The sequence below is a fragment of the Gynuella sunshinyii YC6258 genome (assembly GCF_000940805.1).
Lineage (GTDB): Bacteria > Pseudomonadota > Gammaproteobacteria > Pseudomonadales > Natronospirillaceae > Gynuella > Gynuella sunshinyii.
Genome location: NZ_CP007142.1, coordinates 2379942 through 2405357, shown reverse-complemented (window position 1 = coordinate 2405357; position 25416 = coordinate 2379942). Strand labels below are relative to the sequence as shown.

At 47.6% G+C, this 25416-nt stretch carries 24 protein-coding genes; 16 read left to right on the top strand and 8 right to left on the bottom strand.

The annotated features are described in order from the left end of the window. Positions 1 to 5 precede the first annotated feature (5 nt). The 3 genes from YC6258_RS10400 (at position 6) to YC6258_RS10390 (ending at position 2156) form a co-directional block, all read left to right on the top strand. Positions 6 to 368 carry a VOC family protein gene (locus YC6258_RS10400; RefSeq protein WP_044616930.1) on the top strand — a complete coding sequence of 121 codons (363 nt, stop codon included), beginning with the start codon at positions 6 to 8 and terminating at the stop codon, positions 366 to 368. Then, a complete protein-coding gene (locus YC6258_RS10395; RefSeq protein ID WP_169748953.1) occupies positions 322 to 1143 on the top strand; it encodes an NRDE family protein in 822 nt (273 codons plus the stop codon). The genes YC6258_RS10400 and YC6258_RS10395 overlap by 47 nt, the downstream gene beginning before the upstream one ends. 68 nt (positions 1144 to 1211) lie before the next feature. Further along, on the top strand, positions 1212 to 2156 hold the full coding sequence (locus YC6258_RS10390) for a Ppx/GppA phosphatase family protein (protein WP_044616928.1): 945 nt from the start codon (positions 1212 to 1214) through the stop codon (positions 2154 to 2156). Here YC6258_RS10390 and YC6258_RS10385 read toward each other — a convergent pair. From YC6258_RS10385 to epmB, 3 genes are all read right to left on the bottom strand, one after another. Further along, the gene (locus YC6258_RS10385) at positions 2153 to 4234 is read right to left on the bottom strand and encodes an EAL domain-containing response regulator (RefSeq protein WP_044616927.1); all 2082 of its coding nucleotides are present in this window, start codon (positions 4232 to 4234) and stop codon (positions 2153 to 2155) included. The genes YC6258_RS10390 and YC6258_RS10385 overlap by 4 nt on opposite strands. Before the next feature lie 119 nt (positions 4235 to 4353). After that, on the bottom strand, positions 4354 to 6180 hold the full coding sequence (locus YC6258_RS10380; protein ID WP_044616926.1) for a hypothetical protein: 1827 nt from the start codon (positions 6178 to 6180) through the stop codon (positions 4354 to 4356). 171 nt (positions 6181 to 6351) lie between these two features. Then, complete coding sequence (gene epmB, locus YC6258_RS10375; protein ID WP_245627035.1) at positions 6352 to 7335, bottom strand: EF-P beta-lysylation protein EpmB; 984 nt, start codon at positions 7333 to 7335, stop codon at positions 6352 to 6354. Positions 7336 to 7415: 80 nt separating this feature from the next. Here epmB and efp point away from each other — a divergent pair, with 80 nt between their 5' ends. Together efp and epmA are read left to right on the top strand one after the other, a co-directional pair. Further along, positions 7416 to 7991, top strand: a complete 576-nt coding sequence (efp, locus tag YC6258_RS10370) for an elongation factor P (RefSeq protein WP_044616924.1) — start codon at positions 7416 to 7418, stop codon at positions 7989 to 7991. 65 nt (positions 7992 to 8056) lie between these two features. Further along, positions 8057 to 8995 (top strand): EF-P lysine aminoacylase EpmA, encoded by a 939-nt coding sequence (gene epmA, locus YC6258_RS10365; RefSeq protein ID WP_044616923.1) that lies wholly within the window; start codon positions 8057 to 8059, stop codon positions 8993 to 8995. 37 nt (positions 8996 to 9032) lie between these two features. On the opposite strand, the gene YC6258_RS10360 is transcribed toward epmA, so the two are convergent. From YC6258_RS10360 to YC6258_RS10345, 4 genes are all read right to left on the bottom strand, one after another. Further along, positions 9033 to 9518 carry a ProQ/FINO family protein gene (locus YC6258_RS10360; protein WP_044616922.1) on the bottom strand — a complete coding sequence of 162 codons (486 nt, stop codon included), beginning with the start codon at positions 9516 to 9518 and terminating at the stop codon, positions 9033 to 9035. Positions 9519 to 9668: 150 nt separating this feature from the next. Further along, positions 9669 to 10511 (bottom strand): archaetidylserine decarboxylase, encoded by an 843-nt coding sequence (asd, locus tag YC6258_RS10355; protein WP_044616921.1) that lies wholly within the window; start codon positions 10509 to 10511, stop codon positions 9669 to 9671. A gap of 25 nt (positions 10512 to 10536) precedes the next feature. Next, positions 10537 to 11925 (bottom strand): hypothetical protein, encoded by a 1389-nt coding sequence (locus YC6258_RS10350; protein ID WP_044616920.1) that lies wholly within the window; start codon positions 11923 to 11925, stop codon positions 10537 to 10539. A gap of 83 nt (positions 11926 to 12008) precedes the next feature. Continuing rightward, on the bottom strand, positions 12009 to 12506 hold the full coding sequence (locus tag YC6258_RS10345) for a DUF7931 domain-containing protein (RefSeq protein WP_044616919.1): 498 nt from the start codon (positions 12504 to 12506) through the stop codon (positions 12009 to 12011). A gap of 82 nt (positions 12507 to 12588) precedes the next feature. On the opposite strand from YC6258_RS10345, the gene orn reads away from it, so the two are divergent. Continuing rightward, positions 12589 to 13134 (top strand): oligoribonuclease, encoded by a 546-nt coding sequence (gene orn, locus YC6258_RS10340; RefSeq protein WP_044616918.1) that lies wholly within the window; start codon positions 12589 to 12591, stop codon positions 13132 to 13134. Positions 13135 to 13180: 46 nt separating this feature from the next. Here the strand turns inward: orn and queG are convergent, their stop codons facing one another. Continuing rightward, complete coding sequence (gene queG, locus YC6258_RS10335) at positions 13181 to 14257, bottom strand: tRNA epoxyqueuosine(34) reductase QueG (protein ID WP_044616917.1); 1077 nt, start codon at positions 14255 to 14257, stop codon at positions 13181 to 13183. Positions 14258 to 14348: 91 nt separating this feature from the next. Here queG and tsaE point away from each other — a divergent pair, with 91 nt between their 5' ends. From tsaE to YC6258_RS10285, 10 genes are all read left to right on the top strand, one after another. Next, positions 14349 to 14822 (top strand): tRNA (adenosine(37)-N6)-threonylcarbamoyltransferase complex ATPase subunit type 1 TsaE, encoded by a 474-nt coding sequence (tsaE, locus tag YC6258_RS10330; protein ID WP_044616916.1) that lies wholly within the window; start codon positions 14349 to 14351, stop codon positions 14820 to 14822. Further along, on the top strand, positions 14819 to 16156 hold the full coding sequence (locus YC6258_RS10325) for an N-acetylmuramoyl-L-alanine amidase (RefSeq protein ID WP_044616915.1): 1338 nt from the start codon (positions 14819 to 14821) through the stop codon (positions 16154 to 16156). Before tsaE ends, YC6258_RS10325 begins: the two co-directional genes overlap by 4 nt. A 25-nt stretch (positions 16157 to 16181) precedes the next feature. After that, a complete protein-coding gene (mutL, locus tag YC6258_RS10320) occupies positions 16182 to 18026 on the top strand; it encodes a DNA mismatch repair endonuclease MutL (protein ID WP_044616914.1) in 1845 nt (614 codons plus the stop codon). Next, complete coding sequence (miaA, locus tag YC6258_RS10315) at positions 18026 to 18967, top strand: tRNA (adenosine(37)-N6)-dimethylallyltransferase MiaA (RefSeq protein ID WP_342670648.1); 942 nt, start codon at positions 18026 to 18028, stop codon at positions 18965 to 18967. The genes mutL and miaA overlap by 1 nt, the downstream gene beginning before the upstream one ends. 126 nt (positions 18968 to 19093) lie before the next feature. After that, positions 19094 to 19336: an RNA chaperone Hfq gene (gene hfq / locus YC6258_RS10310; protein ID WP_044616913.1), complete on the top strand. Its 243-nt coding sequence runs from the start codon at positions 19094 to 19096 to the stop codon at positions 19334 to 19336. 18 nt (positions 19337 to 19354) lie between these two features. Beyond that, positions 19355 to 20668: a ribosome rescue GTPase HflX gene (gene hflX / locus YC6258_RS10305; protein ID WP_044616912.1), complete on the top strand. Its 1314-nt coding sequence runs from the start codon at positions 19355 to 19357 to the stop codon at positions 20666 to 20668. Next, a complete protein-coding gene (gene hflK, locus YC6258_RS10300) occupies positions 20658 to 21830 on the top strand; it encodes an FtsH protease activity modulator HflK (RefSeq protein WP_245627034.1) in 1173 nt (390 codons plus the stop codon). The genes hflX and hflK overlap by 11 nt, the downstream gene beginning before the upstream one ends. 10 nt (positions 21831 to 21840) lie before the next feature. After that, positions 21841 to 22722 carry a protease modulator HflC gene (hflC, locus tag YC6258_RS10295; protein WP_044616910.1) on the top strand — a complete coding sequence of 294 codons (882 nt, stop codon included), beginning with the start codon at positions 21841 to 21843 and terminating at the stop codon, positions 22720 to 22722. A gap of 117 nt (positions 22723 to 22839) precedes the next feature. Beyond that, complete coding sequence (locus YC6258_RS10290) at positions 22840 to 24015, top strand: ATP phosphoribosyltransferase regulatory subunit (protein ID WP_044616909.1); 1176 nt, start codon at positions 22840 to 22842, stop codon at positions 24013 to 24015. A 54-nt stretch (positions 24016 to 24069) separates the two neighbouring features. Next, a complete protein-coding gene (locus tag YC6258_RS10285; RefSeq protein ID WP_044616908.1) occupies positions 24070 to 25362 on the top strand; it encodes an adenylosuccinate synthase in 1293 nt (430 codons plus the stop codon). Positions 25363 to 25416 lie beyond the last annotated feature (54 nt).

Here is a 25416-nt window from a genome sequence, read left to right as displayed (position 1 = left end):
ACACTATGAGCTCCATTATATGGGCTGATATCCCGGTCAAAGATCTCGAAAGAGCCATGCACTTCTACAGCAAAGTACTCGATGTTCAATTCCGCCACCGTAGCAGTGACTCCCCTATCGCTGTTTTCGAACATCGGCCAGGTCAGGTCAGTGCCTGTCTTTTTACCTCTGAGCACGAACAGCCCAGCCGCGAAGGCATCATTGTCTACTGGAACGTTGAAGGACGACTGAAAGCCGCCGAAGCACTGGTTCCGGGGTGCGGTGGCACTATTCTTCGCGGCACACACGCGATAGAACCTTTCGGATACCGTTCGGTCGTACTTGATTCAGAAGGCAACCGACTGGCGCTACACTCCCAGGCGCTCTGACGCCCATATGTGCCTGATCGCTTTTGACTGGCAACCGGATTCAGACAGACCGCTGGTGATGGTTGCCAATCGGGATGAGTACTTTAATCGCCCCACTCAATATATGGATCAATGGAGTGATCAACCTGGAATTATTGCCGGTCGTGACCTAAAAGCATCCGGTACTTGGCTCGGGGTCAACACAAACACAGGTCATTTCGCGGCGCTAACCAATATTCGCCACCCTCGCTACCGGGCACCAGGAGCACTTAGCCGGGGAGGTCTTGTCGCTGGATTTCTAACCACAGACTTGTCCGCTGATCAATATTGCCGGCAGGTTTATCAAAATCGTACTCAGTATTCCGGTTTTAATCTGCTGTTATTTGATGGCAGGGAATTGAGGTATGTCAGCTCAGAACACCCCCCGCTAATCATCTCACCAGGCCTCCATGGTCTGAGCAACGCCGGACTTGACTCCAACGATTGGCCCAAGGTGGTCAGTGCCAGAAAAAAACTTTCTCGCTGGATGGAAATGACTGGTGCTACCAATACTCTAGCCAGTTTACTAAACAGTAGGGAGCTTGCCCCGCTGACAGAACTACCTGAAACAGGGATAGACCGTTCGATTGAACACCTGCTGTCAGCAGAATTTATTCATATGGAAGGCTATGGAACCCGCTGCAGTACAGCTCTGATATGGCAAAAGGAATGTGTCGAAATCACCGAAATCAGCTACGACCCACACGGAAACATACTCAATACAACACAATTCAACAGGTTAATTTCTACGGACTGACAACTTCTTTGAGCATGCTATTCATTCCACTATAGCCAAGTCACGCCCTCCACGGATAAACTGAAAGCATGAAATCATCGAACTCACTTTACGCCGCTATAGATCTTGGCTCAGTCAGTTTTCACCTGGTCATTATGACCAAACGTGAAAACCGGCTCGTCTGGACAGATTGCAAAAAAGAAATTGTCCGCCTGGCGGCAGGCTTTGATACGCGTTCAAAAAGCCTCAGACCTGATGTCAAAAAGAGGGCTTTGAAGTGTCTGGAAAACTTTCATCGCGCCATTCGCAACATCCCTCAGCATAATATTCGTGCAGTTGGTACCTCTACATTCAGAAGGTTGCGTCATGACACACAGTTCCTGCAACAGGCTCAATCAGCGCTGGGAATTCCTATTGAGGTCTTGAGCGGGGATCAGGAAGCAGAATATATTTACCGGGGTGTCAGCTATCCCCTTCCCGATGACTCCCGTTTTGTTATTGACATCGGTGGTGGCAGCACAGAGCTGATAGTTGGTAATGGTCATCGCCCCTTACACACAGTCAGCATAGAACTTGGATGTATCTCCTTAACCCAGAAATTCTTTCTCTCAGGAACCATCAATCGTGAGCAGTTTGCCCTGGCAGAATCCTACGCCAGTAAACGCCTGCAACAAAGCATTGAGCCTCTGACAAAATTCCAATGGAACAGCGAGTTTGGTACTTCCGGCAGTGTGAAAGCCATCAGTTGGGCCATGCAGCATCGAGACCTTTCCGATGGAGAAATTACGCACGAGGCTCTGGACGAAATGAGAGAAGGCATTCTGCGTTGCAATAACACCCAACAGTTAGCCAGTTATCTAGGACTCAATCAGCGACGAACGGCGGTTTTCTGTGCAGGGTTCATTCTGATGCAGCAGGCATTTAAACATGCCCACCTCAGTTATTTAAAAATTTCCCAGGGAGCCATTCGGGAAGGTTTAATTCAGGCGATGATAGAAGATAACACCATGACACCAACCTTGTCAGAGCATTAAACAGCCTGCTCTTCGCCTTCATCGCTGAAATCGTAACTCATGTCTGCAACTGGTCCCTGCAGCAAATATCCCTGAATATAATTCACCCCTGCCTGCCATAACAGTGCCAGCATAGTGGCACTTTCAATATGAGGCACGATGGTATCAATATTATGCTGCTGCACCTGTTTCACAATCGTCTCGAGGCGCTGCTGAACAGCCTGATCTTCCAGGTTTATTGATAAATCCGGATGAAACTTAATGTAGCTGATATCAAGATGCTTGGTAATATTCATGTCTTCCTGCATCTGTCCAAAGTGGCTGATAGACAAATGACAGTGTAACAATGACAGCCCTTTGCTAAAGGCTTTGGCAGGTTTCAAATAAGCAACAGCATCCGCCTGACTAATCTGAAACACGACAGCATTACCCGGCACCCGGTTTTCTTTTAGCTGAGAGTTAACCCAAGGTAAAAAGGTGGGATCGCTGATAGAAGCAGAAGTGATATTGATCAGAATCTGTGTATCACTACCAGACTGACGATGGACAGAAAGATCTTTAAGTGCATTTTGCACAACCCAGCGGTCAATGCGTCCGGCCTGATTGATAGCATGGGCAGTTTGCAGGAATTCCAAGGGCGACACTTCCTGTCCATTTTTATCAACCAGTCGCAACAACACTTCGTAATGCTCTCTGGCATCACCCCGCAAACTGATAATAGGTTGGAACAGAAGCTTGAATCCATCATTGGCCAGCGCATGAGAAACCTGAGCCCCCAGGTTATCGTCAGCAACATTACGGATATCAGTCTTATCAAAATAACTAATACCGGTTTCTTTTTTCTGCGCCTGTTCAGCAGCCTGGTGAGCATGAGTCAGTGCTTCACCACCACTGGCACACTGTTCGTCAACCAGACTAATACCTATACTACATTTGGTCTGAACTGTTCTGCCATCTACCTCAGATAGGTGTTCCTGGACCGCTTTACGTATCTTGGCAGCCAGTTTATTTGCCAGTTCCAGATCCTGACCAAGAATATTAAATGCGAAAGCATCATCAGCGATGCGAGCCAATAAACCATTGGGAATTTCAAACTTGGAAAGCACTGTTGCGATGTCAGTCAACACAATATCCGCTCCAGCCAAACCAACCTGAGAACGTAAACTGACAAGATTATTCAGATGTACATAGAGAATAGTTGAATTCCGGCCAGAGTGAACAGCCTGCTGGTAAGCCGCTCCCAGATGATTCATGAAATATTGATAGTTGTAGAGATTGGTCAATAGATCCCGGGTACTCATATCCTCCAGCTGTTTTCTGATCTCAGCATCGACCTGTGTGGTTCGGATAATAACCTGAATGCAGCGTTCTCCATCATAGGACGCACCGGAAAATTCGATATGGACAGGAAACTGTTCACCATTTTCATGGACTACATTACAGTCCAGAGACTCTTTTGCTCCGTCTGAATATACTTTCAGACACTTTTTCAGCTCCTGCTGTTTCTCTTCTTCAATAAGATCCATAAACAGAATCCCAAGAAGATCGTCCGATTCGCTATAACCAAACATCTCAACATAGGTACCATTGGAATAAATGTGCATACCTTCATGAACATAGGCAATGGCATCTTTGGAATTTTCAAGGAGTAGCTGGACACGCTGTTCTGAATCGCGCAGGTTAATATCCGTTTCGCGCAACCTACGTCGTACTTTAAGAGCAGCAACCTCACGCATCGAGGCCATTAAAATGTGATCTTCCTGGAACTCAACAGCAATATCAGTTGCTCCGGCGCGAATTGCGCTATTGACCAGATCAGGAGCATAGCTACTCAGAAGAACAACACAGGGAATATCTTTTCCTGAATGACGGATAGCATCCAGACAGGCAGGCACGTCGACAGTTTCGGTATCCCATTTGGCCAATACCAGATCCCAGGACGAATCACGTACCAAAGACACCAGCTCTTCATTGGAAGCAACAAAAACCGACCGAACAATCTGACCTGAGTTTCTGAACAGGTTAATCAGAGGCTCCGCTTCATTCTGAGTATCATGAAGAATCAGTAATTGAATTGGATCATCTAACGACGTGCTCATTCTGACAAAGCCCCAGAAATTTCAGATAAACGGCCACATAGTATATGACTCGTAAGAAAAATTTTCCAAAAGCGATTCCCAAAAGTGGTACATAATGCCGTTATTCGACCATTAATTACTTATAGTTGGCGCCACAGGGATTCGAAACCATCATCATCTGTTGCTGACTTGTCCTGATTTAACGGTTTGCTTTCAGACGACTTAATTTGATATTGATTGAATGCTGACGTTCCCTGTAAACGTTTGATCAACTGATATTTATCTTCCCGACCATCGATATTCAACCCAACTTTATGACCAACCTGAAATGGCATCCTTGGCACAATAATGGATATTGGCTGACCAATCTGTCTGATCTCGGGAATGATCATCGCACGCATATAATCACCATGCTGGCCGGTTTTGTTATGAAGACGAATTGCACTGGGTCTGGCATTCGGCGCAATCAACTCCACCCCCATCAAAGCACCTTCTTTGGCTGCCTGTCTGATCCAGCGGATAATTCCAAGATTCCAGCGGTTCGCATTGTTTTCCCGTATAACAATGATTTCACCGGTCTGAACGTTCGCGGCCAAACTCTGCTGCCACCTTACGCAATATCCTCTGGGAGAGGTATTCACCAGAGAAACAATATATTTCGGTGGGGTTTCCTCTGCGTCCCGAGGAACATCTATTGCGCTATCACCGCCAAAATCCAGAGGTTTGCTGTTGGAATTAATGTCATTACGTGTTGCTCTCCCGGCGTCAAAAGATTCTTCCCAGACATCCTGATGTTCCCTCAGGGTTTTGTGTTCGGTCATATCAAAATGAACCGCACTGGATCCTATAAACGGGTTGTTTCCATATCCTCCCTGGGAATGATAAAGCTGCTGATAAAACCCTACCTGACCAGACAGATGGTAATGGGATGCAATTAGCCCCACCGCTATCTCCACTTCTCCGGCAGCTGGAGAGCGACTGAAAGTTCGCTGCTTCATTCCTCCCCATGACTGAATCAAATGGTTTATCAATACAGCACTGATACCTTCAGGAACTCTAAAACCACTGGTTCCAGTACCCTTGCCATTACTGGCACCGGAACTCTGGGACGCATGCAATGCTCTGACCAACGCAGTGGTATTCAGCCCCATGTAATCAGACAAAGTCTGGGGTTTGAGCAAGTGCCTGTATATCGGTCCGGAATCGGATTCAGGGTTAATAATTAAAGTGGAACGCTCATCCGCAACATCCTCAATCTGAACATCGGAGGCCCATAACTCCAGGGCACCATACACTTCAGACAAATCACGCTGATGCAACTGATTAGGCTGACATGTGCCCAACAATAAGGTCCGGCAATATAGTTCTTTAACGGACAGTTTTTGATCACTGACCGACATGTCATCAGCAAGTTGATAGTGCGTGAGGTTATAAGCAACGGAAAACTGATACAACTGATGCAATTCGCGCCAAATGCCCGGAGGTGTACGCAAATAAAGCTGATAGGATCGTAATATATTGGGCGCGATGTCCGCCAGAACCCGATGAAGAGATTTGGAAACAATCTCTTTTGCCTTACCAGTTCCATTGTTCATGAACTCGGCAAGAATAATCTTATAGCCAATCGCCAGATGGGTTTGCAGTGCCTGAGCCAGATTAGCGATCTTCCGCTGATTTTCATCCAGCACCACTGTTTGCAACAGATAACGGTTGTTTAACGCGTTGCAGATGTAATAAATCGGCCCACGAACTAACTCCAGCAACTCAAACCGGCTTTGGTCGGATAACCGAAGTTGGTTGAACTCAATGACTGCATGGTAAAGCTGACGCGCCGTTTCACCGATATTGGCCATCGGCAAACTGCTTACCCACGCATTCAACTGTCTTGCCGTCGGTTCACAGAAAGACAAGGTGGTCAGAGTCTGCCTCGGTACCTGCAAATATTGTTTATCCTGGCGGCTATCCATGCAAACCTTCTATTAGCATACTAATTCAAGACTTATCAAGCTGTTGGAAAACTTACTAATCTACATATAGTTACTGAACCAATCCAGGGATACATGTCAGATTTCTTATCGATCTTTACGTCTAGTATAGTCACATATCAGCAGACTTGTACAAAACTGCCATATGACTAGCTAACTGATCGGGGTTTTTGAAAGCTCTCCAGGAACTTCCCTTACCAGCTTAGGTACAAGATAGCCGGGAAGATTATGGGATAACTGTTCCATCAACAACCGCGCTTTTTGATCCGTCACCAGAAAATGCCCCGCACCTCTGACTTTGTCCAGCAAATGCAGATAATAGGGCAAAACCCCCATCTCAAAACCTCGCTGACACAGTTCTGTCAGAGCGGGAACATTATCATTCACCCCTGCCAGCAATACCGCCTGGTTTAACAGTGTTGTCTGAGCAAGCTGTTTAAGGTTCCGGTGCATTTGGTCAGAGAACTCATTGCCATGATTGGCATGCAACACCATGACTTTTTTTAACGGTAAAGCATTCCACCATTCGCAAAACTCACGATCCAAACGATCTGGAAGTACTACAGGCACACGACTGTGAACCCTCAGTGTCTTCAGGTGCGAAATGGCACTAAGCTCCGTAGTCAGCGATTTCAACCGGCGGGTAGGCCACAACAATGGGTCTCCACCACTAAGAATCACTTCAGTAATACTGGGATCATTGCGAATATATTCAATCACTGCAGGAGTTGATGCATCTGAAAGCCCCTGATCGGCATAATCAAAATTACGACGAAAACAGTAACGACAATTGACCGCACAGGCACCTCCCAAGACCAATAGTATTCGCCCAGCATACTTATGAATAAGCCCTGGCAGTACCATAGCTTCGTGTTCCTGCAAAGGCTCAGCAACAAATCCAGGATGGACATCCAATTCTTTAATCTGCGGTAAAACCTGCAGCAGTAACGGATCATTCCAGTCACCTTTCCGCATCAGGCTGGCATAATGTCGCGTTACTTTCAGGGAAAACCCTTGTACAACCGAGCCAAGCAGGTCTGAATGGTTCTGATCTGCAGCCAGATTCAGATGCGACAATAAAGCTTCGGGAGTGCGAAACATCTCCTTCAATTGATCTCGCCAATTTAATATTTCCACAGCTTGATCATAAACAGGTATCATAGCGCCCCTTAATTTCTGGCTAACGAAAAAAATTAATAACCATATTGGATTAACAGATGGCTAATTATTCTACCAACGAATTTCGCGGTGGTCTCAAAGTATTACTGGACGGAGAGCCCTGCAGTATTGTCGAAAACGAATTCGTCAAACCGGGTAAAGGTCAAGCTTTCAACCGCGTCAAACTTAAAAACCTGAAGACCGGACGTACCTGGGAACGGACATTTAAATCCGGTGAATCACTGGAAGGGGCAGACGTACTCGATATCGATATGGAGTATGTATATACCGACGGTGAATTCTGGCATTTCATGAAAACAGACGGTTCTTATGAGCAACTTGCTGCCAGCAGTGATGCCATTAAGGAAGCCAAAGACTGGCTGAAAGAGCAGGATGTGTTTGAGGTTACTTTGTTCAATGGGCAAATTCTCTCGGTAGTGCCACCGAAATTTGTAGAACTCGAAGTGACAGAGACTGACCCTGGCCTGAAGGGTGATACCGCACAAGGCGGATCAAAACCAGCCACGTTGAGCACAGGCGCTGTCGTCCGAGTCCCTCTGTTCATTGAAACCGGAGAAATCATCCGCGTGGATACTCGTAGTGGCGAATATGTCAGTCGCGCCAAGCAGGACTGACTTGTTCATGCAGTCGGCAGGGCCGCAATAAACCCTGCCGATATTCTTTATCTATGTGATAAATTATGACCGCCTGGAAACCTACTGCACCTCTTCAAAACCTTGTCATCCGCGCCCAGATCATCAACAAGATCCGCAATTTTTTTCAGGACCGCCAGGTGCTGGAAGTGGAAACCCCTATACTCTCGCAATTCGCAGCAACGGATCCTCACCTGGATTCTTTCAGAGTCAATGATCATTTTTTGCAGACCTCGCCAGAGTTCCCCATGAAACGCCTGGTAGCAGCAGGAAGCGGGGCCGTTTTTCAGATCTGCAAGGTCTTCCGTCAGGACGAAGCCGGTAAGCGTCACAATCCGGAATTCACCATGCTGGAGTGGTATCAACCTGGATACACGGACCAACAGCTGTGGCAGGAAGCGATTGCGCTGATCAGTTGCATCACGGGCGAGCATTCTACTCAGGTTATCAGTTACCGGGATGCTTTTATTTCTTATTTGCAAGTAGACCCGTTGACCGCCGAACTATCTGCCTTGAAACAACTATGTCACCAATACGCTGGGGCTGAAGCAGATAATTTTAGCCGTGACGACTGTCTTGATTTGCTGATATCCATTGTCATTGAGCCTGGATTTAATCCAAACCAATTTACCGTACTACACAGATTCCCTGCATCACAGGCAGCACTGGCGAAAAAGACGACAGATCCCGACGGCGAAAAGGTTTCACACCGGTTTGAAATTTTTTTCAAAGGAATGGAGCTTGCCAACGGCTACTGGGAACTAACGAACGCCAAGGAACAGAAAGATCGGTTTGACGACGACAACCGCCGGCGCGTGAAGATGGGCAAACAACCTGTGCCTGTTGATAAGCTGATGTTGGATGCTCTTGAAAATGGCCTGCCCGATTGTGCCGGTATCGCTATGGGTATTGACCGACTGATCATGATTGCCTGTCACAGCAGAAACATCAAAGAAGTGCTGAGTTTTTCCTGGGAGAATGCCTGACCAATTAAATCAGGCATAAATATGATCGGTTAAATCACTAATTCTTAACGCTGGTTGATTTAGCCACCAACGCTTCCAGCTTCTGGGAAATCCGCTTTTCTTTTTCCTTGCGTCTTACCTGAGCCTGCTTGCGCTGTTCGTATTTCTGTTGCTTTTCCTGGCGTATCTTTTCGACCTCAGCCACCTTTTCAGTCGCATGCTGGGCCTCTTCGGCACTTACAGGAGCCACTTCAGACCCGTCAAGATCAATTCGCATTGCACCTTCTTTCAGACAGCTCAAGTAAGCATAGTGCCGAACATACGCCGATAGTGCCCGCCTGATCTTAGTCTTTGAAACTTTGCCGTCTTCAGCCAGTGACTCATGGATACCGATTTTCAAAGGACGGGGATTTTTGAGATCAAAGACCTCCGGATATGCCTCAGACAAAAGCTCCACGGCAACTTTGGCAGCTTCCCTTTTTTTACTCCGCTGTTCCGGAGTCAGTTTCTTTTTAATCACTGTTGCATTTGAAGATTCAGACATAGTTACCAAAGACATATATTCCGGTGTTTATAGAGGGGGCGAGCATACAGGCCTTAACCAGGACTGACAAGCACTCGCGATACATTAATACCCGGCCTGCGTAGCAACGCCGGAACCTGCTGTTACTGCAACCATTAATGGCCACTAAAATTACTGTAACAGGCTCTCTCCAAGGCGAATATCACCATTAGGTCTGAATTCCTTTGACCATTGAGTCGATGTATTGTCGGACAACAGAACAACCGTAGAGCCCAGACGAAAACGCCCCATTTCTTCACCCCGGGCAAGTGTTACCTGTTTTTCAGGATAGTCACGCCGCAAAATTTTGCGTGTTATTGGCGCCACTATGCCGGCCCAAACGGTTTCAATGCTTGCAACAACCATCGCCCCAACCAGCACCATGGCCATCTTTCCATCGGGTGTATCGAACACAGCAACCACCCTCTCATTACGGGCAAACAAACGAGGCACATGATCAGCAGTCACCTGATTAACACTGAACAGTTTTCCAGGGACGAATACCATATTCTCCAATTTTCCATCCGTCGGCATATGGATACGATGATAATCTTTAGGGGAAAGATATATTGTCATGTATTTTCCGGATGCAAACTGCTCCGACAGCTGCTCGTCTCCACCCAATAACTCCATTACAGAATATGTCTGCCCTTTGGCCTGGACGACTCGTCCTTCATTGATATCACCATACTGACTGATACGGCCGTCGACCGGAGAAACCCATAAATCATTTTGCTCGGCCAACGGCCTGGCTTCCGGTTTCAGTGCACGGGTAAAAAACTCATTAAACGTCCGATAACTGTGCAAATCCGCACTCACCGCATCTTTCAAATCTACCTGATACCGCTCGGCAAACCATCGAATAACCCTGACCGTCAGCCAGGGCACGTGTCGGTCAGCAAAAAAACCAATAACACGGGAAATCAAATGTTGCGGGGCAAGGTACTGAAACCATATAAACAGTCTATCTTTCATTCACTCTACTCAATATATCGGAAACTCAAGACAGATCAGTCTCAAAATCCTGCATGAAGTTTTTTTCAGTCAAAGCTACCAGTCGTCGGAACTGCATGTAAGCTTCCTGTTGCACTTCACGATTTTCATCCGGCATAAAGTACACCAGCCCATAACGATCATTATTTACACTGAAGGACTTCATGTAAAACAGATCATCTGAAATCAACTGCCGAACATCTTCAGGCAACTGTCCCATGGCAAGACCCGCTTTATCCTTTGCAATTCGAATACTGCTGGAAGCCGTCAACATTTTCAGCAACCACCCGCTCTTTGGGATTGCAAACTGATAGTCCAGATACTTTTCCAAACCACCACCACGAGCCACTTCAAGCCGCATTTTATCTCCATCAGGAAAAGCAATAAAACAACATTTTCCCTGCAGTAGATTCATAAGTTGTTCTAATAATCGCGACAATAAACGGCTCTGCCATTTGGTTATCCCGTTAACGGAATCTCCGGCTGCAGAAGAATGATAACTATCAGACTGATATTCAGGGTGCTGTGTCAGAATTGCTGCATATCCATGTTTTATGGAATACCCAATCAACGAATCATGATAACTTTCTATCGCACGTCCGATCCAAACGGGCAAGTTTGCCTCAAAATTATCAATCAAAGTTGCATTGGCGGCTTTTTTAACCAGACTAAGATAACGATCAGAGCCATACTCCTCACGGCAACTACCTGCAAGCTGGTGACTGATTGGAAGGAAAAATCTGAGCGCCTGATATTTGAAGTTCAAACCAGCCGGAGGCGTCTCTTCGTTCTCCAACCATGCCATGATACGTTCCAGTGTTGGCAGCATATATGTGTCTATTGTAAAAACCACGAGGTCCTGATAAGAAAAGCCCAATACGCCTTCAAACACCTGATTAACGGGTTCACCACTGGAAACACGATACTCAATTCCTTCCAGCAAAACCGGATCCTTAACCGCCATCAACCACCAGACCGCATTGGCAAACACACATGCCCAATAGTCTGTTTCAGTCCATTCAACCTGACGCAAATCATGCCAGCTTTCCAGTAAACTGGCTGCCACCATACTGTCCACAATAAACTCCAACAGGCGTTTATTATGATGCTGCTGCGGATCAAGTCGTTCCAGTTTGGCAGCTCTTTGCAAAGTTTGGTTAACACCCAAAACAGCAATTGCATCAGAAACATTGACTATAGCCCCTTGGGGTGCAGTCTTCGTGCGTTTGCTCCAGAGCAGAATCTGCATAGCCAGCAAAGGATCGCTTCTGACATACTTAGCGAACGCCTCCTCATTTGCCCCAAATTGTTCGAGTTCATCCTGCGGTAACAAAATCGGCATCCCGGTATCCACTATGGAACCCAACCATTCCTCTAACTGTGTTTCTACAATCATCAATGACTCTTTAATCGATATTAAGAATAACCAAAACATCAGACCAGACTTTGCCTGGAGCGCTGTATGATTCAGGCAAAGTACTATAAATACAGTCGTTTAGCTTCTCTGGAAGGTTTCGACAGCCGGTCCAGTTCATCATACTGTTCACGTAATCTGACCGCAGTGGCAATATCATTGGCATGGGAAAATCCGATATACACACTGCTGTCTGGACGATAAAGCACCCCGCTACGATCAATCAACAAAAAACTCGCAAATGATTTATTTGATTCCACATATGCGGGATCCACAACCTGTATTTGAATTGTACTGGTCATTCGTCTGGACAAATCCAATACAGGATGCCCGGCACCGACAAGCTCCTTATCTGTAGCCAGAATGATATCAATTTTTGAGTTCCGGTGACCGGTTGAAAATGCCTTAAGCCGGGAAAAAACTTCGGAATCACCATATAACGGGAGTTCCAGATCAAAACTGACGATCTTAATCTCCCTGACCGCCGCCCGCAGCAATACGCAAGCCTGGGCCTTGAATGCGGCCAACGAATCTAACCGAACCACCCCAGTATCTGCATCCACAATGACTCACCTTTATTTCACGATAGTTTATACTGATTGCATTCGAATACCGTTAACATAAACAATCACCCTAGGGGAAACAATGGAACGCAGCGAAAACCTTGTATGGATTGACCTGGAAATGACCGGTCTGGACCCTGATACCTGCCATATCATTGAAATAGCCACCATCGTCACTGATAAAGAGCTGAATATTCTGGCCGAAGGTCCCAATCTGGCCGTTCACCAGCCAAAATCAGTCATGGATCTCATGGATGAGTGGTGCACCAAAACCCATGGTGAAAGTGGTCTGACCGAACGGGTGCTGAATAGTGACATATCCATGGATGAAGCTGAGCGCCAAACCCTGAAATTTCTTGCCGAATGGGTGGAACCAGGTAAATCCCCACTCTGTGGTAACAGTGTCTGGCAGGACCGCCGCTTCTTATACAAAGAAATGCCGGAACTCGAACGCTTTTGTCACTACCGGATTATAGATGTCTCCACTTTGAAAGAGCTGGCACGTCGCTGGAAACCAAACATCATTTCAGGGCACACAAAGAAAGGAACCCACCTGGCTCTGGATGACATCCGCGAATCCATTGACGAATTAAAATACTTTAAAGCACACCTTTTGAATCTGGATTGACGGGTTCAACCACAACAAAGAACGGTGAGAATCAGGGGATTCCGCTTTAGTCCGGCTGCTGTTGCCGCAGCCGGCCGGCCGCCCAGTCAATATGCTCATCCACCATTGGACTGACTTCTCCCAGCTTTTGCAACAACATATCCACCCAACCCCATTCACCCGAGTTACCGATGGCAACCGCGAGGTTACGGGTCCATTTTTCATAACCAATCCGTCGAATGGGTGAACCCTGCATCCGATCCAGAAACTGCTGCTCATTCCAATGCCACAAGTCAGCCAGTGAGGGCTCGTCCAGTGCATGTCTTGACTGATAATCCAGCTCCTCGGTCAACTGGGAAAACTTGGTAAACGGACAAACTATCTGACAATCATCACAGCCATAAATACGGTTTCCCATCAACGGCCGCAATGACTCAGGAATGGTACCATCATGCTCTATAGTCAAATATGAAATACATTTGCGGGCATCCAGCACTCCTGCCCCCACAAACGCACCTGTTGGACATTCCGTCAGACACTGCTGACAACTACCACAATGTTTCCCCGAAACTGACGGATCAGGTGGTAACTCAAGCGTCAGAAACAGTTCTCCCAGAAAAAACCAACTGCCGGCCTGCTCATTCAATAACAAGGTATTTTTGCCAATCCACCCCAGACCAGACTGCTCAGCCAGTTCTCGCTCCAACACTGGAGCACTATCTACAAACGCCCGAAACCGGGTTGCTTCCAACTCTGTATTGATCTTCTCTCCCAATGTTTGCAACTTGTTGCGCATGACTTTGTGATAATCGCGACCCAAAGCATACCGGGCAACATAAGCCTTGTCAGGCTGCGATAGCAGCTCGCGCATTCTGGTTACGGAGTCCGGGCGATAATTCATCCGGACCGATACAATCGTTTTGACGCCGTCAACCAGTAGCCTGGGGTCATAACGTACATGCTGATTATTCTCCAACCAGAGCATGGTGCCATGATAGCCAGAGTCGATGTGTTGCTTATGGAGATCAGCATATACAGACACATCCGGCACACTGAAACTGCATGCCTGGAAACCCAGTTCCGATGCAAACTGCTTGATTTGATCCTTTACTAGATCCAGATTGAGCGCTGAAATCTGCGACATTCAGTTTTGATACACGTGATGACAGTTAGCTTGTGATACCATAAGCCGCTGGCAGACAGCAACCGGGACGTTCCGGAATCATACAAACCACATGAAAGAAGTAATATTAAACGCCTCATCAGAAGCAGAAACCATTCATATCGGCCACTTGCTGGCATCCGAGGTCTTTCTGGATTTCAGCGGCATAATTTATCTGCAAGGCACTCTTGGCTCAGGTAAAACCACCCTGGCCCGCAGTATTATTCAAGGATTGGGCTGGATCGGAAGCGTCAAAAGCCCGACTTATACGCTGGTGGAACTTTACGAAGTTAATGAAAAGCAAGTGGCTCACATGGATTTATATCGCCTCGGGGACCCTGAAGAACTGGAGTTTATCGGTATAAGAGACTTCACTGATGGCAAGACTCTCTGCTTGATAGAGTGGCCTGAAAATGGAACGGGGATTCTTCCAATGGCGGATCTGCATATAATTATCAAGGACTCAGGCAACGGCAGGACGTTGACTTTTCACTCCAACAATCACCGACTGACCAACAAAATAGCAGACATATCTAAACGACAATGAGAAAAATATTATTGTTAATGGCCAGCCTTTGTTTCAGCGTTTTTTCTTTTGCAACTGACGTTGAGGGTATTCGGCTTTGGAAGGCACCGGATAACACACGTATCGTATTTGACCTCTCTGACAGTGTTGACCATAAATTGTTCACTTTAACGAACCCCAACCGAGTTGTCGTAGATCTCAAGAGCACGAACTTCAAAGCATCAGCCACCGACCTTGATCTGTCTGAATCGGGCATTGCCTCAATCAGAACAGGCAAACACGGTGATGACGGACTCCGGATTGTATTGGATCTGACATCTCGACTGACACCCAAGTCCTTCGTCCTGAAACCCAACGATCAGTATGGACACAGGCTCGTGATCGATTTGGGTAGACCTGACTCGGACCAAAGCATAGAAGCTCCCGAGGAAGTTAAAGAAACCCGCTCAACCGCCGAACTCAAAGACAGCAAACGAAATCTGATCATTGCCATTGATGCCGGTCACGGTGGTGAAGATCCAGGCGCCACTGGACGCAAAAAAACCAAAGAAAAAGATGTGGTACTGGCGATCGCCAAAGAACTCAACAGCCTGTTGGAAGCAGAACCGGGGTATAAGCCACTCATGATACGTACCGGAGACTACTACATTTCACTGACAGGTCGACGCGACAAGGCACGAAAAAACCATGCCGATCTTTTTGTATCCATTCACGCCGACGCCTTCACCAACCCCTCTGCCCGCGGCGCCTCTGTTTATGCTCTGTCCGAACGGGGCGCAACCAGTGCAACAGCCAAGTATCTGGCAGATAAGGAAAACGCCACAGATGTTATTGGCGGAGTTGGCGGTGTCAGTCTGGAAGGTAAAGAAGAAGTTCTGAAGTCGGTGTTGGTTGATCTTTCCATGAGCGCCACACTGAGCAGTAGTATCGCACTGGGTCATGGCGTACTGACAAACCTTGGAAAAATGACCACGCTCCATAAAACAGGCGTCGAACAAGCTGGATTCGCAGTATTAAAATCCCCCGATGTGCCATCGATTCTGGTGGAAACCGGGTTCATCTCTAATCCAGGAGAAGAAAAAAACCTCAGTTCCAGACATTATCGCCAGAAAATCGCCCAGGCCATTTTCAATGGTATTACCACCTATTTTTACAACAACCCGGAACCTGGAACATATGTCGCCTGGGTTAAAAACCAGGCTGGACGCTATAAACAATATACGGTCGTCAAGGGTGATACACTCTCAGATATTGCCCGTAAAAACGGAATATCGATAGACCAGATACAGGCACTGAACAACCTGAAAGATAACAACATCAGGATTGGTCAGATTCTCAAGTTACCGGAAGTCTGACACTCACTTGTCCGAACAAAGAATTATGTCCAAGATTCATCAGCTCAGCCCTCGGCTGGCCAACCAGATTGCTGCTGGGGAAGTGGTTGAACGACCAGCCTCTGTAGTTAAAGAAATACTCGAAAACAGTCTTGACGCCGATGCCCGCCGGCTTGACATCGATATCGAGGAAGGCGGTATCAAACTGATTCGAGTCAGAGACAACGGCCATGGTATCGATCAAGAGGACCTTACCCTCGCCCTTTCCCGTCATGCCACCAGCAAAATTCTGGTTTTAGATGACCTGGAGGCAGTCGCCACTTTAGGTTTCAGAGGCGAGGCACTCGCCTCCATTGCCTCCGTTTCCAGGCTGACACTCAGTAGCCAGACTGAAGCTCAGGAGCATGCCTGGCAGGTCACCACATTTGGTCGTGACATGGAAACCGAAGTAAGTCCATGCTCACATCCAACTGGCACCACTGTGGAAGTCCGGGATCTTTTCTTTAACACACCGGCACGAAGAAAGTTTCTGAAAACCGAAAAAACTGAATTTACACATATACAGGAAATCATCAAACGCATTGCTCTGTCTCGCTATGACGTCACTATTAACCTACGTCACAACGGCCGCCAGATTTATGCGTTGAAAGCGTGTTCCAACGCAGTTGAACAGGAACGGCGCATGGCGATGCTGTGTACTCCTGAATTTGTCGACCAGTCCATAACGATCGAAGCAGAAGCATCCGGACTACGGTTATGGGGCTGGGTTGGCCTACCAACATTCAATCGCAGCCAGGCTGACTTACAATACTTCTTCGTTAATGGTCGATCAGTGCGGGATCGGGTCGTCGCTCATGCTGTCAAGCAGGCGTATCGCGATGTGCTGTTTCACGGCCGTCATCCGGCTTATGCACTTTACCTGGAACTGGCACCCGAAAATGTCGACGTAAATGTTCACCCAACCAAACATGAAGTAAGGTTCCGGGAAAGTCGCCTGGTCCACGACTTTCTGTTCAGTCGCCTGCACCGGGCCCTTGCAGATGTCAGCCCGGAAACCATTAACACCACCAAAAACCCGATTAAAGTAGACTTGGAAACTGGTGCCATTACCGAACAGCAACCTATGAGTCTAGCTCCGGCGACTCGCGAATTCAGCGCACCGGTCATCAACGCGGGTCACCCTGAGCGGATGACACAGAAACAATATTCTCAGCCACTGCAAGGCAATCGGGTTAATGACCAGATAGCCGCGTATAAAGCGCTACACCCGGGTACTACCCAGACAGATGAAGTCAAAACCGAAGAAATCCCCCCCATGGGCTTTGCCATCGCCCAGTTGCATGGCATTTATATACTGGCACAAAACACTCACGGACTGATCCTGGTGGATATGCATGCAGCTCATGAGCGCATTACTTATGAAAGAATGAAACAAGCCTTCGACAATAACAGACTGACGGCACAACCAGTGCTGGTTCCGATTCAGTTGCATATCAGCCAGAAGGAGGCCACCGCCGCCGAAGAATTTTCTGACCTGCTCAGTGATTTCGGTTTTGAAGTCAGCCGTACCGGCGAAGAAACAATTGCCGTCAGACAAATACCCGTTGTCCTGCAAAACGCCGATCCTGAAGCTCTGATCAGAGACTTTCTCAGCGAATTGGCAGACCATGGCAACAGTGACGCTATTATTGCCGCACGCAACGAGATTCTGGCGACAATGGCCTGTCATGGATCAGTACGCGCCAACCGGCAACTGACAATTGCGGAAATGAATGCTTTGCTCAGAGATATGGAAATTACGGAACGCAGTGGACAATGTAATCACGGCCGGCCCACATGGGTACAACTCTCCATGAATGAACTCGATAAACTGTTTCTAAGGGGACAATAGTGCTGCCGGTTATTTTTTTAATGGGGCCAACCGCAAGTGGTAAAACAGATCTCGCCATTGAATTGGTACAACAGTTCAACTGCGAAATCATCAGCGTCGATTCAGCCTTAATCTATCGCGATATGAACATCGGGACCGCCAAACCTACCGCCCAAGAACTTGAACTGGCCCCGCATCATCTGATCGACATTATAGAACCCCACGAAAGTTATTCTGTCGCTAACTTTCGCCAGGACGCTTTGTCAATCATTGACGATATTCAGTTTCGTGGCAAAGTCCCTCTGCTCGTAGGCGGTACCATGCTATATTTCAAAGCGCTACTGGAAGGTCTGGCAGACAATTTACCTGAAGCTTCTCCTGATTTACGGAAAGAACTTGAACAGCAATTACAGAAGGAAGGGTTGCCTGCACTGGTACAGAAACTGAAAGCACTCGATAACGAGGCAGCCAGACAAATCCACCTCGACAACCCTCAACGGGTTATCAGAGCACTTGAAGTTATCCTCAGCACCGGAAAATCGATTACCTGGTTCTGGGAGCAACAAAAACATCAACCTGAGCCGTTTCCTTACCCAACCATTCAACTAGCCGTAGCACCGCAGGAACGCAAAGCGCTGCATTCCAGGATCGAGCAAAGGTTTAGTAAAATGCTCAAAAACGGATTTGAACAAGAAGTTGTAAAACTACGCCAGCGCAATAATTTAAACTTGGATTTACCTTCTATGCGCTGTGTTGGCTACCGACAAATGTGGCAATATCTGGACGGCACCCTTAGCTATGAAGTGATGATAGAAAAAGGTATCATCGCGACCAGACAGCTCGCGAAAAGGCAGCTTACCTGGTTAAGGGGGTGGCAAGGGCTTGAATGGTTCGATTCAGACCATACAGCATTGCCAGCACAGGTGAAGGATTTTTTGCTCAATAAAGCCTTTTTCTGTTGAAGTGAATGACGCTGTTGAGAAATTAGTCTTAACTGTATAAAGACCCAAAATTATGGCTCGCTGGCGTTTATGCCGACTGCCAACCGATAACGATACTTATAAAGATACCTATTTAAGGAGCATACAATGTCAAAAGGGCACTCGTTACAAGACCCTTACCTAAACGCCCTGCGTAAGGAAAGGATACCGGTCTCCATATTCCTGGTGAATGGAATCAAATTGCAAGGCCAGATCGAGTCTTTCGATCAATTTGTGATTTTGCTGAAAAATACAGTCAGTCAAATGGTGTATAAGCATGCTATTTCCACTGTAGTACCGAGCCGTAATGTGAAAATAGCGGTAGACGACACCGAAGATGGCGAAGAATAAGGCGGAGATTGAAGAAACTTGCTATTCGATCGAGCCCAGGCAGGGGATCTGGCAGTACTTGTTCATATCGACTTTCCTGAAGGCGATGACAGAGAAGATCCCCGCGAATTTGAAGAACTTGTTATTTCTGCCGGTGCCAACCCTCTTGCTCTGATTACAGGAGTGCGTTCGGTGCCGGACCCCAAACTGTTCGTTGGTTCAGGCAAAGTTGCCGAGATCAAACAGGCAGTTATTGATACCCAGGCAGATGTTGTTTTATTCAATCATGCTCTAAGGCCCAGCCAGGAACGTAATCTGGAGAGGGAACTGGAATGTCGAGTATTAGACCGAACAGGTCTGATTCTGGATATCTTTGCACAACGGGCCAGAACTCACGAAGGCAAACTGCAGGTCGAACTGGCGCAACTGAATTACCAGTCCACTCGACTGATACGAGGCTGGACCCACCTGGAACGACAAAAAGGCGGGATTGGCCTTAGAGGTCCAGGGGAAACTCAGCTCGAATCTGACCGACGGCTATTGCAAGCGCGTATCAATTCGATTCAGAACCGCCTTAAGAAGGTTGAAAAACAACGGGATCAAAGCCGTCGCTCACGTACCCGTTCGGACACTCCTACAGTCTCCCTGGTTGGATATACCAACGCAGGTAAATCCACCCTGTTCAATTATCTAACCGAAGCAGAGGTGTATGCTGCGGATCAGATGTTTGCAACATTGGATCCTACTCTTAGAAAACTCCACGTCAGCGATCTGGGTCCGGTTATCCTGGCGGATACTGTCGGCTTTATCCGCCACCTGCCTCATCGTCTGGTTGATGCATTTAAAGCGACACTGCAGGAAACCGTTGAAGCAGATCTGCTGCTACATGTTATTGACGCCGCAAGTGATGAGCGCGACCACAATATCGAACAAGTCGAAACAGTACTCAGTGAAATCGGCGCAGAACAGGTTCCGATTCTGGAGGTTTATAACAAAATAGACCTTATGGAACATGCAGCACCGGGCATAGAGCGCAACGATGACGGCACGCCAAAACGGGTGTGGGTTTCTGCTAAGACCGGCCAGGGCACTGAACTGATCGGCCGCGCCATCGCCGAGATTCTGGGAGAGGAAATATTCGATCAACAAATCAGAATCTCTCCTGGTGAAGGACAATTACGCGCGTTGTTTTTTGCTAAAAAGGCCGTATTAAACGAAAGTTATGCCGATAATGGCGACATACTGCTGCATGTAAGATTACAACAGAAAGACATGCTGCAGGTTCTGACACAAGCTGGTGTTGAGACCTCTCGTTTTGTCCCGGCACCGGAAAAAGAATTTTATGAACACTAATCATATAGACCAACGGAGACAACCAATGGCCTGGAACGAGCCACCAAGTGGCAATAACGACAAAGACCCCTGGGGCAACCCAAAACGAGGCAATAATGATGGCCCACCAGACCTGGATGAAGTGTTTAAGAAACTCAACAATCTGCTAGGTGGATTATTTGGTGGAGGCAAAGGAGGAAACTCCGGTAACTCCGGATCTTCAGGTGGAGTTATTACTGCACTGATTCTGCTCGTCATAGTGGCATACCTGGGTTTCAATTCTTTTTACACGGTCGATGAGAAAGAACGTGGCGTCGTACTAAGAATGGGCAAATTCAGCTCCATTGCTGATCCAGGCCTGCGCTTCAAAATACCATTGCTCGACAGCGTGGAAAAAGTTGAGGTGACGACGATTCGCGAGTTCAGTGATAAGTCCACGATGCTCACCAAAGATCAGAACATTGTTGAAGTCAGCTTTAACGTACAATGGCAGGCAGCAGACGCACGAGCCTACGCTCTTAACGTCGAAAATCCATCGCGGGTACTGGAACATGCTTCCGAATCTGCATTACGTCATGTGGTCGGAAGCTCGCTAATGCGTCAGGTCACAACATCAAACCGTGCCCAGCTGGCAGTAGAAATGAAAGACCGCCTGCAGTCGCTGATGGATGACTATGGCACAGGTGTTCTGGTCTCCCAGATCAACTTTGCCGATGCCCGGCCACCTCAGGCAGTTCAGGCCGCATATGATGATGTCATTAAGGCAGAAGCCGATGAGCAGCGCTTCCAGAACGAAGCAGAATCGTATCGCAACCAGATCATTCCGGAAGCCCGTGGTCTGGCCCAGCGCCAAATCGAAGAAGCCAATGCCTATAAAGCAGAGCTGATTGCCAAGGCTCAGGGTGACGCTGAGCGATTCAACCGCCTGTACGCAGAATACAGAAAAGCACCAGAAGTCACTCGTCAGCGTCTATATCTGGAAACTATTTCTGAAATATATGCCAAATCCAACAAAGTGCTGATTGATGTAAAAAATGGCAACAACCTGATGTATCTGCCGCTTGATCAGCTTAAGCAGCAGGGCGGCAGCATTTCGGATTCATCAATCTCGCAGAAAGATATCGACGACATTATTGACGAATTCAAGCGTCGCGGCATCATTCGTTCAACCAGTGGCAACTAAGGAGACCAGCATGGGTAATAAGAGTTTTTTTGCTGTACTGATCGTCCTGATTGCGGGGCTGGTATTGTTCAACAGCGTATTCATTGTCAGTGAAAAAGAAAAAGCAGTTATGCTCAGATTCGGAGAAATCGCCAAAGCCGATATTCCCCCTGGCATACATTTCAAAGTACCAATCATGAACACTGTCACCAAATTTGAAGGTCGGGTCATGAACCTGGATACTCGCAAAGAGCGGTTTATTACTGCCGAGGATCAGTTCCTGGAAGTAGACAGCTATGTGCAGTGGCGTATTGATAATACCCGCAAATACTATCAGGCCACTTCCGGCGGCCAGAAAGAAGTTGCCATGAATGTTCTTGCCAATCGTGTCAATGACGGGTTGCGCTCAGAATTCGGTAAACGGACGCAGAACGAAGTGGTTTCCGGTGAACGTGACCAATTGACAGCCATAATCAAAGAACGTGTTGATACCGTTGCCAAGGAACAGCTGGGTATTGAAGTCCTTGATGTTCGGGTCAAAGGTATAGATCTACCGCAGGATGTGTCCGAGAACGTCTTCAGACAGATTCGTACCGCGAGGGAAAAAGAAGCGCAGGAAAAACGTGCTCGCGGTAAAGAGCAGGCCGAAATCATCAAAGCAGACGCTGATCGTCAAAAAATTGTTCTTCAGGCAAATGCTTATAAAGAAGCCGAGGAAATCCGCGGTGAAGGTGATGCAGAGGCAGCTAAGATTTATGCTAACGCTTATTCCAAAGATCCTGAGTTCTATGCATTTACCAGGAGCCTGAAGGCCTATGAAGATACCTTCACTAATGGTGGAGACCTCATGCTGCTTGAGCCTGACAGTGACTTCTTTAGATATTTGAACAATCTGAAAGGTGCTGCCAAATAAGTTTTATCGCTTTATCGTTAATTTAGTCTGGTACTCGGACCGACAAAGCGAGTAGAATTGGTTAACCGGGCCTGTTGCAAAACCGCCCGGTTTTTTTATGCCTGATGGAAATGAATAATGAGTAAGATTGATCGCTGGATCCTCCCGGATGGAATTGAAGAAATACTTCCACCTGAGGCCAATCAGATCGAACATTTAAGACGAAATATTCTCGACCAATTCGCGCTCTGGGGCTACCGACTGGTAATCCCTCCCCAAGCAGAATACCTCGAATCCCTTCTGACCGGCATCGGCCATGACCTCGATTTACTGACGTTTAAACTGACTGATCAGATGACAGGCAGAATGATGGGACTGTCAGCAGATCGTTCTCAGCAGGTTGCGCGAATGGATGCTCACTCCATCCAGACCAGCGGCCCGGCTCGTTACTGCTACTCCAGCCCATTGCTGCACACCCGCCCCGCGCATTTACAGGCCAGCCGCAGCCCTATTCAGATTGGAGCGGAGTTATATGGGGTTATGGATATCTGCTCAGATATAGAAATTGTCTGCCTGATGCTGACCGCGTTGAAAAATATCGGCATCAGTAACGTAACTCTTGATCTGGGCCATGTTGCCATTTATCGCACTGTCGTCAACGATATCGGCCTGGATCATGAAACTGAAGCCGAGCTCTATAAAATACTGCGCCAGCGTTCATTGCCTGAACTTGATACATTTCTGGCTCAGCACATGGACAAATACCCTCTGCTCGAACACATCAGAACACTATCCGGATTGTCCGGTGACGAGTCCGTACTCGATACAGCGATCACCGCACTAAACGGCGTCAGTCCCAGTATCGAAAAATACATAAAACCTCTTCAAATTCTGGCCCAGGAAATTCAACAGGAATTCCCTCTTGTGAATCTGCATTTTGATCTGGCCGAACTCCGCGATTACAACTACCACACGGGATTAATCTTTTCTGTTTTTGTAGATGGATTGGCACAACCTATCGCCAAAGGTGGACGCTACGACAACACTGGCCAGGTTTTCGGACGAGCCAGACCTGCAACCGGATTCAGCGCTGATTTAAAGACACTGGTCAAAATTGCACCAGCAGTATCATCCGAGGGATGCATTTTTGCCCCGGCGGACCCTGACCCCGAGTTAAAAAAACGAATCAGGGAATTGCGGCAGTCAGGCCATAAAGTAGTTCAGGCATTGACTGCAGATGACACACCGGAAACCACTGGCTGCAGCCAAAAGCTCAGCTTTGCGAAGAACACATGGGCAGTAACCAACATTTAACTCCCGGCGTATCAGTACCCGCTGATCGCCTCAACTTCAGGTAAGACACACACCATGGCTAAAAACGTAGTTGTTTTAGGCACCCAATGGGGTGACGAAGGAAAAGGCAAAGTCGTAGATCTTCTGACAGACCAGGCCAATGCGGTCGTTCGGTTCCAGGGCGGCCACAACGCCGGACATACACTGGTTATTGATGGCGTAAAAACGGCACTACATCTTATTCCATCGGGCATTCTCAGAGACAACGTCCAATGCATCATAGGTAACGGTGTTGTGCTGGCACCCGATGCTCTGTTGAACGAAATGAGCAAGCTGGAAGAACGCGGCGTGCCAGTTCGGGAAAGGCTGAAAATTTCCGAGTCCTGCCCATTGATTCTGCCGATTCACTGTGCTCTGGACCAAGCCCGTGAGACCAAACGAGGCAAAGCCAAAATCGGTACCACCGGTCGTGGTATCGGTCCGGCATATGAAGACAAAGTATCTCGTCGTGGACTGCGGATGGGCGATATATACCTGCCGGAATTCCCGGAAAAGCTGAAAGAACTGATTGAGTATCATAACTTTGCCCTGACTCAGTACTATGGCCAGGAAGCTGTCAGTTATGATGAAACCCTGGAGCAGTTATATAGCTGGGGTGAGCAACTCAAAGACATGGTAACGGATACTGTCAGTCTGATTCACGAACTGCGTGAAGCGGGTTCAAACATTATGTTTGAAGGTGCCCAGGGTTCCATGCTCGATATCGACCACGGCACTTATCCCTATGTGACCTCCTCCAACACCACTGCAGGTGGAGTTGCTACAGGTTCCGGGTTGGGTCCGATGTATATCGACTACATTATTGGCATTACCAAAGCCTATACGACTCGCGTGGGTTCAGGCCCCTTTCCGACAGAACTGTTTGATAAAGTTGGCGAACACCTCTCCAAACAGGGTAATGAGTTCGGCACCACAACAGGCCGGGCCCGTCGTTGCGGCTGGTTTGATGCCGCCCTGGTTAAACACAGCATTCGGATCAACTCGATCACCGGAATCTGTCTGACCAAACTCGATGTGCTGGATGGACTGGAAACCATTAAAGTCTGCATTGGCTATGAAGACCAGGAAGGCAAGCGGGTCAGTTGGCCAGGCACTGCAGAAAAGTTTGAACACATCAAACCAGTCTACGAAGAGTTGCCTGGTTGGAAAGAATCCACCTTCGGTGCCAAAACCATGGATGAACTTCCTGCTAACGCTCAGGCTTATGTTCGTTATCTGGAACAAGCTATTGGCTGTCCGATCGATATCATTTCCACGGGCCCTGACAGAGTGGAAACTATTGTTCTGAGACACAGCTTCACCATCTGATCCCAACAGCGGCTCTTCAACAAAGAGCCGCCTCCCCTTGTTAGTGTGACGTTC